This is a genomic window from Legionella waltersii (assembly GCF_001468085.1).
Lineage (GTDB): Bacteria > Pseudomonadota > Gammaproteobacteria > Legionellales > Legionellaceae > Legionella > Legionella waltersii.
In genome coordinates, this window is the sequence record NZ_LNZB01000056.1 from 145,558 (window position 1) to 160,027 (window position 14,470).

Below are 14,470 nucleotides of genomic sequence, written 5' to 3' on the forward strand. Positions count from 1 at the left end.
AAAGTCTAGTTGATCAAAGTAAAGATTATACTCAGGTAAGAGTATAAGATCTATCGTCGACTTTAGTAATACAGGACTTGTGCAAAACTCCAAGCGCTGTGTTAACAATTACAGGACTTACGAAAATCCCCATTCTCTTCGTTAAAAGACATTGTTAATTTGGTCATTTAGTCCATCTAAACTCCTTCATTAACAATGTCTTTTGCCTCGACCTTGGGGTTTTTCGTAAGTCCTGAATTAATTTAAATTGTTCGTTCTTTTGATCAAACACCTCATTCAATACCTACTTTGCTCAGTCCTTGAAACGGACTTGGAAGTTCAGCCAGACTCTTTGACAAATCGCCAAAAGATGACTATAAAATAAACAGTATGATTAAAATATTTGCCGAGATTTTTTGGTTTGGAGACGAACATGACCGCATCTAAGAAGAATATTGAGATAGTTAATTTGATTCACTATCTACTGCAAAAAAAATACAACAAGATGAATTCAGTTCAAGTAAAAGTGATGCAGGATCAAATGGATAAACTTGATAAGAATGATCCCGCAAAGGAGGAAATGCAAAACCAAATGAATGCCTTGATTGAAACTCAAAGAAAGAACATGGCTGAGTTAGAGCAAAAAATAGCGGCAATAGTCGGTGGTAAGGAGGTGCTTGATCAGCTTGGTGCACCTGATTTATCTGAGGATCAACTAACCATGTTGAAACCGATAAAACCTAAAATTCAACAATCATTGGATTCTTTGGGCGACTTCGATGAGGAGGGGGATTCTGTGACTCTCCAAAAAGCATGTGATGGATTGATTGAAGAGATTCTTACCTTAACCAAACAAAGCAAGGATTTCGCATTTGATGAAGAAACGGAGCAAGCATTAACTTCCCTGGTTAAGGAAGTCCAACAAAATGAACAAAATACTGCAGCCTCAGTGCAGGAAGTGGTTCAGAAAGAACTAAATCAAGTTGCAAAGGTACTTGTAGAAAATATAGCGGTTACCCTTCAGGAGTACATTCGTATTAACATGGAGGAAATGGAAAAAAATAAAAGTCAACCATGGAGAGTGGGATTTATTCGACTTACGGTAGCTGTTGGAGACATGATAAAACAAGAAGTGGGTATCGTGTATATAAGAGATGAAATTACTACTTTCAGTGAGCAAAACGAGATATTAGAAGCTGTTCAATCCAATATTAATGACTTACATGACCCAACAAATATTGTTGGACTTCTTGTGCTTGTTAACGATGCTTGTAAGACCAACTATGAACTAAAAGAAGCAAAACGTACCCAACAGGAAGCGATAGCACATCAGCGTCAAGAGATGTCGCATGGTGGGTTCAATAGAAGAATTAGGAATGCATTAGAAGAGGCAGAAAAAATTGGAGCTAATTGTACAAATAAATCGATTAAAAACTCATTAAAAAGAGATAACTTAGTTGTGGTCTTTAAGGATTTAATGCGTGCAAGTATTGCACAAGGGGAAGATTTCCAACGTTTACATTTAGGAGAAAACCCCAAGGAGTCTGAGAAAGATCCAGGGGAAGAACAAGACGAGTTTATTGATGCTAAAGTAATTGAATTCTTTGGCCCTTTACTCACCCAGAAAAAAATCACTGATCGAGAGATATCATCACTTACTTCAGACATGAGAGCACTTAATAGAGCTAGACAGCATTGTGATAAAACGTCCAATGTAAAATTGCACATGGATGATAATAAGAAACTGATACGGTATGCTGGTTATGGGCTTTTAGCCGCAGGTGTTGTCGGAGCTGCCTATTATTTTAGAGGACCTATACAAAATTTGGGAACTGGGCTTGCTTCAGGCGCCAAATCGACTTCTATGACTTATGGTCCTAAAGCAGCCAGTTGGTTGGGCACGGCTATAAGTGCGTCATTAACAGCAGCATTCGTTTCCATAACCGTGAAGCCGATAGTGGCCGTTTCAGGGTATGCACAAAGCTCCATAACCTCCTTTTTTGCTAAACCCAGGGCTATACAACAGGCTACCCCTTCTCTAGCTGAGCAAGTAGAACAACAACAAAATGTACGGAAAACGTAATCTTATAGACAATTGTTGTTGTGTAATAAGGAAAATAGACTGGCGGAGTGTGCTCCTAAATTAATTAAGATGGTTACATTTGGCTCTAAAATCAGTTAGAATAAATTCTTAAGGTTTTATTAAGGATGTATGCCAAGATGTTTGATGAATCAGTCCAAAAAAAATTGATTTTAGGGTTATTGTCACGAAGAAACAAACTATTAGGACATTCAGACAAAGACAAAAACGATAATATAAAGAAGGCTATAAACTTAATTGAAGTCGCTTTGAGTGACTTTGTAGAATTAGGTATTCGCTTCGATAAAGCAAGTGCAAACTCACCAGTAGTGAATAACTCCATCTTTTCCGCCCCAAGCTATCATGATAATGGGTCTGTTTTAAATAGTATTGAAACCCATGAGGAAACATTTACACAATTAAGGAAGGTTCTTTATGCACTTACTCATACGCCTGAATATGCTTCTCTTTTAGACGAAGAGTTGTTAATAATTATTCATGAGTTTTTAATCGCCGTAGCTCAAAAGAAACCTTTTAACGATACAAATCTTCTTTTGAATGAGACTATTCCAGAGGGTCAACGAGTTTATACTTCTAGCGGCCATTGCTTTGATGTACTAGAGCTTATACAGTGCTATAAGGATAAAAAATTCATAAATCCGTATTTAAATAAGCCATTTTCACCAATTGACATTTGCCATATTTTGAATAGGAGCATTGCATACAGTCAAACGCATAAAGATAAGAATTTGATGAATTTCTTAAAAACTTTTGGACCAATTCCTGTTATGGCCATTTATATGAAGAGTATGGTGTATTTAGCAGATGATAAGGGTAGAGTCATAGGTATCCTGCCACAGTCAGTGTTACAGTTTAATTTACCAATCGAAAAAGACAAACTGATATTTTCAAATAGATATCTCCTTCAAGCTTTGTTTGCAGGAACGATGTCAATGAAGGATGTGTCTGAAATTGGTGTCGATAATCTGAGCTTAATTAACTCGTATCGAAAAGCACTGGATATACTCTGTAGCGGCCAGGCGCCTTTATTTATTGAGCTTGCGAAAACATGTTCTAAGCTCGATTTATTTGAGGTGTTAAACTCGAAGCAACCCTACGACGAAGCAATAGCGGCTGTTTCAAGTTCAAAAGCAAACAGGCTAATGAACAGGGTATAGGTAACTCGGAGCTAGTTGCAGTCTTCAAGTTGTATGCAATTTTTTTCAGCATCGCATAGCTGCACGGGATTACAACCAGGATAGTATTTAATGGACGCATGATGTTTGAGATGCAATGGAGGGACTTTCAATTGATTGCATGAGTTGCAATGGTTAAAGTCCGCAAATTGGTTTTTTTCACAAGTGGTTCGTATTCTAAAATCAGAACCAAAACCACTAATTTTAAGACATCCTGCAGGCAGTGCATGGCTGTTGTGCAAACCAAACAGGAAAGTTGAACAAGCAAAGAGAATTCTTATTTTGTTTTTATTGAAGGTGTTCTTACGCATGTATTGCTCCTAATAGGGAAGCACGTTTATAAGGGTTCTAGAAAAAAACTGAACATTAAAATTATAGACTTGATTTAATGGTGAGTATAGAGGGAGTTTAGCGTACTGTTGGGGACTTAATTTTTGGCAATAAAGAGGATAGACTATGTGTCTAATTGTTATTGGTAGGATTGAAAGTTTTGGATGATAGTTTACCTCAGCACATCGCTATTGTGATGGATGGTAATGGTCGTTGGGCTGAGCAACGTAATTTACCTCGTGTTGAGGGGCACAAAGTTGGGGTTGCAACGGTAAGAAAAGTAATTCAATGTTGCTTAGAAAGAAACATTCCCTATTTAAGTGTATTTGCTTTTAGTTCTGAAAATTGGTCGCGGCCTGACTTTGAAGTCAACTTTCTAATGGAGTTGTTTTTACAGTCTCTGAAAAATGAACTACCGGAATTGAAAGAAAATGGAATAAGAATGTATTTCACTGGTGATCTGGATTTTTTGTCTCCAGTATTGCAACAGCAAATACAAGAGTCTATTGAATTAACAAAGCACAATCAGAAATTAATCCTTAATGTGGTTATCAATTATGGTGGTAAGTGGGATATCGTCTCAGCCGCTAAAAAAATGCATCATAAGATATTGGATGGTCAAATCACATTGGAAGACGTTAACGAATCGATGTTTGCGCAGTGTTTGAGTACTAGCGAATTACCTGATCCTGATTTATTTATCAGGACCAGTGGAGAGTTAAGACTAAGTAATTTTTTTATATGGCAATTGGCCTATACCGAATTGTATTTTACTGAGGTGTTGTGGCCAGATTTTAATGAGTATGAATTTGAATTGGCTCTAGATGCTTTTAAGAAACGAGTTAGGCGTTTTGGGCTGGTTTTACCATCGGAGTAGGGCTGAAACCATGTTTATGCAACGTTTAATAACAACTTTAATACTTGCGCCACTCGTATTACTTGGGATATTCCTGGCCCCAGCTTGGTTGTTAGGTGGAGTACTGGTAATCATTTTGTTACTAGCAGGGTATGAATCACTCAAGCTAATTCCTCTATCCAATGTGCTCATACAAGGATTGTTTTTAGGTCTGTTGCTATTCTCTTTTTGGGCATCAAGTTACGTGTATCATGTCTGGCTTAGTATTGGCTTAGTCTTTTGGTTGTTTAACTGTGTCGCGATACTTAGTTTTCCTAATTCACAAGACTACTGGGGCTATCCAATAGTTGTTGCTATAGCTTGTTTAGTGTTGTTACCCTTATTTGCACAAAGTCTAATCCACCTGTATCACTTGCCGCGTGGAAAAGCATTAATCGTTTATCTCTTATTCTTGATTTGGGCATCAGACATAGGCGCTTATCTTACCGGAAAAAAATGGGGAACTCATAAGCTAATTCCTCAAGTGAGCCCTGGAAAATCATGGGAAGGTGTTGCTGGTGGATTTGGTTTATCAATGGTAGTAGCATTAATTGGTCATTTTTGTTTTCAATCAGGATTTGAACCGCTTTGGTTTATTTTAGCGTTCATTACAGTTCTAATTTCGATTTTTGGTGACTTATTTATAAGTATTTTAAAACGGCGTTGTCATTTAAAAGATACAGGTAATATAATTCCGGGTCATGGTGGTATATTGGATAGATTAGATAGCTTGATAGCTGCCTTACCTGTATTTTACTTTGGATTAACACTAATACGAACTGGATATTGATACTCTATTCGTTAAACTTTGGGCTAGCGATATGCTTTCAACCTGGGTGTATTTTTTATTAGCTTTGATTGTACTTGTAACTGTGCATGAATACGGCCACTTCCAAGTAGCTCGCTGGTGCGGAGTCAAAGTGCTTCGCTTTTCTTTTGGGTTTGGCAAAGTTCTAGCTCGATTTTGTGATAAAAAGGGAACTGAGTACGTGTGGTCATTAGTTCCTTTAGGCGGTTATGTCAAAATGCTTGATGAAACAGAAGGTGATGTTTCAGAAGAAGAACGACCACTTGCCTTCAATAATCAATCGCTACTGGTGCGTGTTGCTGTAGTTATTGCTGGACCATTATTTAATTTCATTTTTGCCTTTGTTGCATTGTGGCTGGTCCTAGTCATTGGAATGCACTCTTTAGCACCAATGATTGAATCGGTTAAACCAAATAGCATCGCTGCTCATGCTGGCCTATCCTCCAACCAGGAAATTATTGCTCTGAATGGCGAGAAAATTAATAGCTGGCGGGATTTTCAGTACGCATTGATGCCCTTTATTGGATCTCAAGAAACAATCAGTGTAACTGTTAAGTCTATGAACGATGGGACAATTAAAGAACTTTCAGTTCCTTTAGGAAATTGGGCCTTAGATGATAAAAAACCAGATCCTATAGGAAGCTTAGGCATCGAGCCTTTTATTCCCAAGATACCTCCTATCATTGGGGAAATTGTTCCTGAATCTCCCGCAGAGAAAGCAGGTTTACAAATTGGTGATTTGATATTAAGTGTAAACGGTAAACGTTTTGATGATTGGATGTTTATCGTTGATTATGTCCGAGAAAGACCGAATGCAAAACTGAGTTTAGACATAAAGAGGAAAAACCAATTAATGACCCTATCTATCTTGACGGGTAGCCAAGAAAACAATGGCAAAGTAGAGGGGTATTTGGGAGTTAGATCACAAAAGGTAGATTGGCCTTCACATTGGCTTCGTCTTGAAAGGCAAACGCCTATACTCGCATTAGGAACAGCTTTGAAGCAAACCGTGGATCTAACTGAAACGACTTTTATACTGATGGGTCGCTTGTTCACTGGAAAATTGAGTTTAAACAGCATCAGTGGGCCTGTAGGCATAGCTCAAGGAGCAGGAGATTCTGGTAGAGGGGGTTTTGTTTCCTACTTGTTGTTTTTAGCTTTAGTGAGTATCAGTTTAGGTGCTTTAAATTTATTACCAATCCCTATGCTTGATGGAGGACATTTGTTGTATTATTTGCTTGAAGCTATCAGGCGAAAACCTTTATCCGAAGGAGTAAAATCGGTAGGAATATACTTGGGACTATTAGTATTAGTGGCATTAATGTTTATTGCATTAACAAATGATATTTCAAGACTAACGAGTTGACAGTTTTGGTTGATCAGAATAACAGTGCTTGTGAGTTTTTCGCAAGTCCTGTAAATGGGTAATTGGATAATTAGCTGTCAATAAACTTGACAGCGAGTTCTACTTCCTATAAAAGGGTTTCAATTTTTGGGCATAACTGAAGTCGATGTATTTTCAGAAATGCACGTAGTACTGGACGCAAAATAATAATGAAAAAAGTCGGTAAAAAATTAATCTTAGGTGTTTGTTATTCCACGCTTATTACACTATCTAGCCACTCCTTGGCTGCTAGCGGATTTGTTGTAAAGAGTATTAAAGTCACGGGATTACAAAGAGTATCAACGGGCACAGTGTTGAATTACATCCCTGTGCAAGTGGGTGAAGAAATCACTCCAAGCTCTACTGCTGAAATAATCAGAGCATTGTACGACACAGGTTTTTTTCAGGCTGTCTCTTTAGAACGTCAAGGTAATACTCTAATCGTTAATGTCATTGAAAGAGCCACCATTGGTTCAGTTTCGATCGTTGGTAATAAAGATATACCAGCTGATAAAATGAAGGCCTTTTTAAAGGAAATGGGTTTAGTTAAAGGCCGCGTATTTCAAAAAGCATCTTTAGAACGATTAGAGAAAGAGCTTAAGCAAGCCTACACAGCTCGAGGTAAATACAACTCAAGAATTGAAACTAAGATTACCACTCTCACCGATAATCGGGTTGCTATTAATATAACCGTGTCTGAAGGGCGGGTGTCACGAATTAAAGAAATTAAAATTATTGGAAATCAAGCTTTTTCAGCAAATGAGTTGCTTCCTGAAATGGAATTAACAACCAGTAATTTGTTTACCTATTTCACTAAAAAAGATCAATACACGAAAGCCGGTATGGATGCTTCACTAGAGGCACTGAGAACATTTTATCTCGACCGCGGCTATTTAAAATTTAACATTGTGTCCTCTCAAGTACTTTTATCCCCAGATAGAAAAGATGTTTTCATTAATATTCATGTTGAAGAGGGGCCTCAATACCACTTCGCAGGTTATGATGTTACTGGAAAATTAATATTACCAAAAGAAAAAATAGACTCATTGATTCAAGTGAAGCAAGGCGATGTATTTTCACGCAAGAAAGTCACCGAATCCATTTCAGCCATCGGTTTAGCATTAGGTGATGTTGGATATGGCTTCCCAGCAATTAATGCCGAGCCACGAATAGATGAGAATGATAAAACGGTATTTATTACCTTTGTAATCCAACCCGGACGTCATGTGTATGTCCGTCGAATTAACTTTCATGGGAATACAAAGACGGGTGATTATGTTCTAAGAAATATTATTCGCCAAAATGAGGGTGGCTTATTGTCCCTGCATAATATTAAAGAATCTGAAAGGCAGATGCGTTTATTAGGTTATTTAAAGAATATTGATGTGAAAACGACGCCTGTCCAAGGAACCAATAACCAAGTGGATTTAGATGTGCAAGTGGAAGAGGCTCCTTCAGCTGAAGCGAGTGCTTCAATTGGTTATGGTACCAACGGATATCAATTTAATACCTCTGTCAACCAACGAAACTTTATGGGCTCTGGTCGCTCTTTAGGGGCTTCTTTTAATGCAAGCCAGTGGGGGCAAGATTATTCATTCAACTATTACAACCCCTTTTTTACTGACACAGGAATTGGTCGGGGGGCAAGTTTGTATTATTCAAAAATTGACCCCAAAAACTTGAATGTGGCGACTTATAGTTCAAATCGATTTGGTGGTGATATTAACTACAATTTCCCCTTAGGTGAGACAAGTGGGCTCCAACTGGGATATGGTTATCAAGATGTCCATATTAAATCGGTAGGTTTGGTAACGCCGATCATCAATTTTGTTAACTTAAATGGAAATCATTTTCAAGAGATTAGATTGACGGCAGGCTGGAGCAGAAACAGTTATGATCAAATGCCTTATCCAAACAAGGGATTCAATCAACAGGCAATTGTCATGGCGGCTTTACCAGCAACCTCGCAATCGTTGTCTTATTACAAATCCTCCTACCAAGCACACTTGTATCAGCCATTAGTGAAGGGTTGGATTTTTACCATTCTAGGAAATGTGGGGTATGGTAATGCATTTAATGGGAATGGATTGCCATTCTTTGAGAACTACTATGCAGGGGGTACTGCACAACCTGGACAAGTTAGAGGTTACGATAGTTATTCATTAGGTCCCTTAGATAATTTTGGGAACGCGATGGGTGCGAACCTCTTGGTTAATGGCAGCGTGGGTTTAATATTGCCTTATCCATTAAGTCGAGATAATGTTCGTACGACAATATTCTCCGACGCAGGTAACGTGTTCTCTGATGGGACTCCTATCGCGCTACGTGGAAGTGATGCCGGACCCTTGCGATACTCTGCGGGCGTCTCATTAGAGTGGCGATCACCATTTGGCCCATTGGCATTCAGTTTAGCTAAGGCTCTGAATCCACAACCGCGTGATCAAAAACAATATTTCCAATTTGCACTTTCTTCCGGTTTCTAGCAACTGTTGCAATGACCGCCGGGCTTTGATGTGCCGTGTTAGCCACGGCACTCAAAGAGCCTGAAGATAAGATGTAAGACATCGTAATTAAGAAGTGTAGTTAGCACACTCTTATGAGTTTTGTAAATAATTGGGGAAACTAATTACAAAAAACAGGGGTTGTACATATCGCAACCTGTTTAGAATTATGCTAGCATTTCTTACTTTAATTGAGGAGATAATTATGAAACGTTTGGGTGCGGGTTTAGTCGCATTGATATTCAGTGTATTTTGTGCCAGCGCGTTTGCTGATGTATCAAAAATTGGCGTGGTTGATTTGCAAAAGATCATGCAAACCTCCAGCCAAATGAAAGACATTCAAGCAAAACTGGAAAAAGATTTTAAACCACGTCGTGATAAATTAGTTGCAATGGAGTCTTCCATAAAAAGTGACATGGACAAATTTAAGCGTGACGCTGCAATTTTAAGTGCTACTCAAAAGAAAGACTTAGAAAAGAAAATTGTTGCTGCTCAACAGCAATTTGAAAGAGATGGACAACAATACCAACAAGAATTAAGTACTGCTCACAACGAAGCAATGGAAGGTTTGTACACTAAAGTGCGTGCGGCAATTGCTAAAATTGCTAAAGATGAAAAATACGACTTAATTGTTCAAAAAGATGCTGCTCCTTTTAGTGCAGATACTTTAGATGTTACCGATAAAGTTGTAAAAGCAATCAATTAATTCATTCGGCTATCAGATTGCTGACGTTAGCTGAACTTGCAAATAAACTAAATGGCGTATGGCATGGTAATGCCAATTACGCCATTTTTAATTTATCTTCCTTACAATGTGCTACCAATAAAGATCTTGCTTGTTTTGATAATCCTCGATTGAAAGAGCTGTTAACAACCACAAAAGCAGGTGCAGTTCTATTAAAATCAGAACACTTAGAATGGTGTCCGGTTAATGCAATTGTTGTAGAGCATCCTGAACGTGCAATAAATCAGGCAGGTAAGATTTTATTCCAATCCCATTGCCATACAGCATCTATTCATCCAACAGCTCAAATTCACACAACAGCCAAGCTGGGTAATGGTGTACATATAGGAGCTAATGTGTTCATTGGCCAGAATGTCAATTTAGGAGCTGGAGTACGTGTTGGAGTAAACAGTATTATAGAGGAAGGGGTCGCCATTGCTAATGGCACAGAAATTGGTTGCTCAGTGGTCATTCATACTGGTAGTAGAATTGAAGAGCAGGTATTCATTGGCTCAGGCTGTGTTATTGGTGCCCATCCATTTAATTACGAAAAAGCTCATGGATCATGGGTTGTTGGGCTTGTTGTAGGTGGGGTAGTTATTTCCAAACGAACACGCATTGGATCAAACTCAGTGATTGATAGGGGCTCTTTCAGTGACACCTATATTGGTGAAGGAGTGTGTATTGACAATTTAGTATTGATAGCACACGACGTTTACATAGGTAACAATACTATCATTGCTGGTTGTGCAGTCGTTGGTGCTCGAACACAAATAGGAAACGATTGCATTATTGGTGGGGCAAGTTGTATCGCAGCTAACACACAATTGGGAAATGACGTTGTCATAAGCGGAATGTCGACTGTAACAAAATCAATAACAAAACCCGGGGTATATTCTTCTGGAACGATAGTCCATGAGCATGAAAGTTGGCGTCGTAATGCAGCACGCTTTAAGCGTTTGGACGATTACATCCTGCTGTTAAAAGCGATCGAAAAGGAAATGAATGACAGGTAGGCTTGATTAGATCCTTGTAAAGCTAGATAATGTGCATCCACTGAGAGAGATATTGATAAAATGAGAATAGTCTATGAGTGAGTTTATAGATATAAATCAAATACTTAGTTTGTTGCCACATCGATACCCCTTTATCTTAGTAGATAGAGTTCTGGATTATAAAGTGATGGAATATCTGACTGCTATTAAGAATGTGACAATCAATGAGAATTTTTTTACAGGCCATTTTCCTGGAAATCCTATTATGCCAGGTGTGTTGATGTTAGAGGCATTAGCACAGGCCAGCGCCATATTATCTAATTTATCTAGAAAGCCTAGAGATGGATATGAGTACCTGTATTATTTTGCAGGAATTGATAATGCAAGATTTAAACAAGTTGTGACGCCTGGTGATCAGCTGCGCTTGGAAGTTAAACTAGTTGGACAAAAAAGGGATTTTTGGCGCATGTATTGTGAAGCTTATGTAGGTGATAAATTGGCCTGCTCAGCTGACTTGTTAAGCGCATCAAAGGAAATTAAAAAGTGATAGATGACAAAGCAATTATTCACCCTACTGCCAAACTGGCAAAAGGGGTAAGTGTTGGTCCAGGTACAGTGATCGGCGCGAACGTGGAGATAGGTGAAAATACATGGATAGGCCCCTATGTCGTCATTGAAGGGCCAACAGTTATTGGAAAAAACAATAAGATTTTTCAATTCGCTTCTGTGGGCGATGAACCACAAGACATTACTTATCAAGGGGAGCCAACCCGTTTAGAAATTGGTGACAACAATGTCATTCGAGAATACTGTATGATAAGCCGAGGCACTGTCAAAGGAGGCGGTGTTACGCGAGTTGGTAATCATAATTTTTTAATGGCCTATACGCATATTGGGCATGATTGCATGATAGGCAATCAAATTATAATGACCAACTATGCTGCATTATCAGGCCATGTGACATTAAATGATTTTGCAATTATTGGCCCCTATGCAGCTGTCCATCAATTTTGCCATGTAGGAGCTTATGCGTTTATAGCCAGAGCCACCTACGTTACTAAGGACGTTTTACCCTATGTGATGATTGCGGGACATACGACGTCGGCGTGTGGAATAAACACGGTTGGGCTAAGAAGAAGAGGATTTTCTTCTACTGCGATTGACCAATTAAGAAGAGCCTATAAAATTATTTTCCGCAAAGGTTTGACCGTGCAGCAGGCCATTGCGGAATTAGAGGTCATGCAACAAGAGTGCCCAGAGGTTGTACCGATGATTGACGCATTAAATCAATCCACACGCGGCATCGTGAGGTAAAAAGTGCATGTTCCTTATTTGGCAGTAGCCACAGGCGGAGCATTAGGAGCAATAGCTCGTTACATGACGATTATATTTGCCCAAAACCAATGGGGATTGAATTTTCCCTATGGCACATTCATTGTGAACGCATTTGGTTCATTGTTGGCAGGATTTCTCCTAGCAATCTTTGTTGGGAGATACAATGCTTCAGAATATTGGAGACTATTCTTTTTTACTGGCTTTTTGGGTGCTTACACTACTTTCTCTAGCTTTGCGGCAGAATCTTTGTTTATGTTTGAACAAAGACAGTGGCTTAAACTGATTACCAATGTATTAGTGAATAATCTTGGGTCTTTAACCATGGTGCTCTTGGGCTCTGAGCTGACTAAACGAATGCTTAAAAGATACTTAGAACTTAATTAATCGAGTGGCTTACTATGTTAGATAATCAATTACTTCGTGAAAACCCCCAATACGTGGCTGATCAGTTAGTCAAAAGAGGATTTCAATTTGATGTTAGCCAGTACGTCGCTCTAGAAGAAAAACGAAAGGTATTGCAAGTAGAAACTCAAGCCTTGCAAAATGAACGCAATTTACGTTCTAAGGCAATAGGGGAAGCAAAATCTCGTGGCGAAGATATAGAGCCTATGCGGGAGGCAGTCAATAAAATTGGACAACAGCTCGAGCAGAATAAAAACAAACTGGACGAGGTCCTTCAGCAAATTGAATTGATTACTTTATCTCTACCCAATATTCCGCATGAATCAGTCCCTTTTGGAAAAGATGAAAACGACAATCAGGAATTGAGACGATGGGGTAAGCTGCCATCGTTCGATTTTCCGGTCAAATCACATGATGAATTAGGTGAAGCGCTTGGGCAGATGGATTTTTCCTTGGCTGCTAAAATTACCGGTAGTCGTTTTGTTGTCATGAAACAACATATTGCAAAATTACACCGAGCCTTGATTCAATTTATGCTTGATACCCATACTCAACAGCATGGGTATCAAGAAATTTATGTTCCTTATATTGTGAATGCAGAGAGCCTTTTAGGAACTGGGCAACTACCTAAATTCGAAGAAGATTTGTTTAAGTTAACTGGTGATAACAATTATTATTTAACTTCAACTTCGGAAATTCCAGTAACAAACACGGTAAGAGATACCATTTTAACGGTAGATCAGCTCCCAATTCGTTATGTATGCCACTCCCCATGTTTTCGCAGTGAAGCGGGTTCTTATGGCAAAGACACCAAAGGCATGATAAGGCAGCACCAATTTGAAAAAGTAGAACTGGTTTGGGTTACAAAACCAGAGGATTCCTACTCAGCATTGGAGCAATTGACCCAACATGCTGAAGCCATATTACAGAAATTAAATCTAGCCTATCGAGTAGTTACGCTTTGTACTGGAGATATAGGTGCTGGTGCAGCCAAGACTTATGATCTAGAGGTTTGGTTACCAAGCCAAAACACCTATCGAGAAATTTCTTCATGCTCAAACACAGAAGCGTTCCAAGCCAGACGAATGAAAGCAAGATATCGTGATCCAGAAACAAACGAGATCAATCTAGTGCATACATTAAATGGATCAGGTCTTGCCGTAGGCAGAACTTTAGTGGCCATTTTAGAAAATTATCAAGATAAGGACGGTAATATTCATGTTCCTGAGGTTTTGCGCCCTTATTTAGGTGGAATGGAACTGATTAAAGCGTAGAAGCTGTATAGAAATTGAATTTAAATAAGATCCAATAGCAAAATAGCTCACAAATAAACCATTTTGATCTATAATTAAATTAAGCTGATTTAGAGTAATTGATTATGAAAAATAAATGGCAAAAGCACTTTGTAGCAGCAAACGAAAACAAGACAAATCCTAATGCTCCAGTGACAAATTATGAAAAAGCCAACGAGGACGCTCGAAAACCTGATGCAGGGAGTCCAATTGATACTGATCTAGAGAAGGTCTATGCTAATAAGCTAAAAATTGACCCGGTAACTGGTAAAGAAGAACAAGAAGAAGATAGACCTTATGGTTATAATCCATAAAATAGCATCAGGACTTACTAGGCAACGTCCCTAAAGTTTTTTGTGTACTATACTCTGTACACCTATTTTTTCATTTACTCCAATCTGCCCCCTCTCCCGCGCAAGGAATTTGAATAGTATGATGCTGCTTTTCGCGGGAGAGGGTTGGGGAGAGGGTTGGGGAGAGGGAATGTCACGGATGGTCATTGATGACGTGCTTTGGGAGTGCTTACAAAAATTACTGCCCAAGCCGAAG

Annotated in this window: 14 protein-coding genes; 13 read left to right on the plus strand and 1 reads right to left on the minus strand. The window is 38.8% G+C overall.

Going from position 1 to position 14,470, the window contains the following annotated elements; all coding sequences use genetic code 11:
- The first annotated feature begins 412 nt into the window (after positions 1-412).
- Together Lwal_RS12595 and Lwal_RS12600 are read left to right on the plus strand one after the other, a co-directional pair.
- Complete coding sequence (locus tag Lwal_RS12595; protein ID WP_058481157.1) at positions 413-2,062, plus strand: hypothetical protein; 1,650 nt, start codon at positions 413-415, stop codon at positions 2,060-2,062.
- 137 nt (positions 2,063-2,199) lie between these two features.
- Complete coding sequence (locus Lwal_RS12600; RefSeq protein WP_058481158.1) at positions 2,200-3,237, plus strand: hypothetical protein; 1,038 nt, start codon at positions 2,200-2,202, stop codon at positions 3,235-3,237.
- 11 nt (positions 3,238-3,248) lie between these two features.
- On the opposite strand, the gene Lwal_RS12605 is transcribed toward Lwal_RS12600, so the two are convergent.
- Positions 3,249-3,566, minus strand: a complete 318-nt coding sequence (locus tag Lwal_RS12605; RefSeq protein ID WP_058481159.1) for a hypothetical protein — start codon at positions 3,564-3,566, stop codon at positions 3,249-3,251.
- 179 nt (positions 3,567-3,745) lie between these two features.
- On the opposite strand from Lwal_RS12605, the gene Lwal_RS12610 reads away from it, so the two are divergent.
- From Lwal_RS12610 to Lwal_RS12660, 11 genes are all read left to right on the plus strand, one after another.
- Positions 3,746-4,462: an isoprenyl transferase gene (locus tag Lwal_RS12610; RefSeq protein WP_058481276.1), complete on the plus strand. Its 717-nt coding sequence runs from the start codon at positions 3,746-3,748 to the stop codon at positions 4,460-4,462.
- A 10-nt stretch (positions 4,463-4,472) separates the two neighbouring features.
- Positions 4,473-5,270 carry a phosphatidate cytidylyltransferase gene (locus tag Lwal_RS12615; protein ID WP_058481160.1) on the plus strand — a complete coding sequence of 266 codons (798 nt, stop codon included), beginning with the start codon at positions 4,473-4,475 and terminating at the stop codon, positions 5,268-5,270.
- 31 nt (positions 5,271-5,301) lie between these two features.
- On the plus strand, positions 5,302-6,654 hold the full coding sequence (gene rseP, locus Lwal_RS12620; RefSeq protein ID WP_058481161.1) for an RIP metalloprotease RseP: 1,353 nt from the start codon (positions 5,302-5,304) through the stop codon (positions 6,652-6,654).
- 188 nt (positions 6,655-6,842) lie between these two features.
- Positions 6,843-9,155 (plus strand): outer membrane protein assembly factor BamA, encoded by a 2,313-nt coding sequence (gene bamA / locus Lwal_RS12625; protein WP_058481162.1) that lies wholly within the window; start codon positions 6,843-6,845, stop codon positions 9,153-9,155.
- Between the two features lie 223 nt (positions 9,156-9,378).
- A complete protein-coding gene (locus tag Lwal_RS12630; RefSeq protein ID WP_058481163.1) occupies positions 9,379-9,879 on the plus strand; it encodes an OmpH/Skp family outer membrane protein in 501 nt (166 codons plus the stop codon).
- A gap of 17 nt (positions 9,880-9,896) precedes the next feature.
- Entirely contained in the window at positions 9,897-10,913 is a 1,017-nt protein-coding gene (gene lpxD, locus Lwal_RS12635; RefSeq protein ID WP_058481164.1) for a UDP-3-O-(3-hydroxymyristoyl)glucosamine N-acyltransferase, read from the plus strand.
- Between the two features lie 73 nt (positions 10,914-10,986).
- Positions 10,987-11,439 carry a 3-hydroxyacyl-ACP dehydratase FabZ gene (gene fabZ, locus Lwal_RS12640; RefSeq protein WP_058481165.1) on the plus strand — a complete coding sequence of 151 codons (453 nt, stop codon included), beginning with the start codon at positions 10,987-10,989 and terminating at the stop codon, positions 11,437-11,439.
- Positions 11,436-12,206: an acyl-ACP--UDP-N-acetylglucosamine O-acyltransferase gene (gene lpxA / locus Lwal_RS12645; protein WP_058481166.1), complete on the plus strand. Its 771-nt coding sequence runs from the start codon at positions 11,436-11,438 to the stop codon at positions 12,204-12,206. Before fabZ ends, lpxA begins: the two co-directional genes overlap by 4 nt.
- Positions 12,207-12,209: 3 nt before the next feature.
- On the plus strand, positions 12,210-12,611 hold the full coding sequence (crcB, locus tag Lwal_RS12650; RefSeq protein WP_058481167.1) for a fluoride efflux transporter CrcB: 402 nt from the start codon (positions 12,210-12,212) through the stop codon (positions 12,609-12,611).
- Positions 12,612-12,625: 14 nt separating this feature from the next.
- Entirely contained in the window at positions 12,626-13,903 is a 1,278-nt protein-coding gene (gene serS, locus Lwal_RS12655; protein WP_058481168.1) for a serine--tRNA ligase, read from the plus strand.
- Positions 13,904-14,007: 104 nt separating this feature from the next.
- Positions 14,008-14,235, plus strand: a complete 228-nt coding sequence (locus tag Lwal_RS12660) for a hypothetical protein (protein ID WP_058481169.1) — start codon at positions 14,008-14,010, stop codon at positions 14,233-14,235.
- Positions 14,236-14,470: the final 235 nt, after the last annotated feature.

Bases quoted from the DNA above. Each gene is read 5' to 3' on its own strand.
- Lwal_RS12595 (WP_058481157.1), top strand. From the start codon at position 413: ATGACCGCATCTAAGAAGAATATTGAGATAGTTAATTTGATTCACTAT.
- Lwal_RS12600 (WP_058481158.1), top strand. From the start codon at position 2,200: ATGTTTGATGAATCAGTCCAAAAAAAATTGATTTTAGGGTTATTGTCA.
- Lwal_RS12605 (WP_058481159.1), bottom strand. From the start codon at position 3,566: ATGCGTAAGAACACCTTCAATAAAAACAAAATAAGAATTCTCTTTGCT.
- Lwal_RS12615 (WP_058481160.1), top strand. From the start codon at position 4,473: ATGTTTATGCAACGTTTAATAACAACTTTAATACTTGCGCCACTCGTA.
- rseP (WP_058481161.1), top strand. From the start codon at position 5,302: ATGCTTTCAACCTGGGTGTATTTTTTATTAGCTTTGATTGTACTTGTA.
- bamA (WP_058481162.1), top strand. From the start codon at position 6,843: ATGAAAAAAGTCGGTAAAAAATTAATCTTAGGTGTTTGTTATTCCACG.
- Lwal_RS12630 (WP_058481163.1), top strand. From the start codon at position 9,379: ATGAAACGTTTGGGTGCGGGTTTAGTCGCATTGATATTCAGTGTATTT.
- fabZ (WP_058481165.1), top strand. From the start codon at position 10,987: ATGAGTGAGTTTATAGATATAAATCAAATACTTAGTTTGTTGCCACAT.
- serS (WP_058481168.1), top strand. From the start codon at position 12,626: ATGTTAGATAATCAATTACTTCGTGAAAACCCCCAATACGTGGCTGAT.
- Lwal_RS12660 (WP_058481169.1), top strand. From the start codon at position 14,008: ATGAAAAATAAATGGCAAAAGCACTTTGTAGCAGCAAACGAAAACAAG.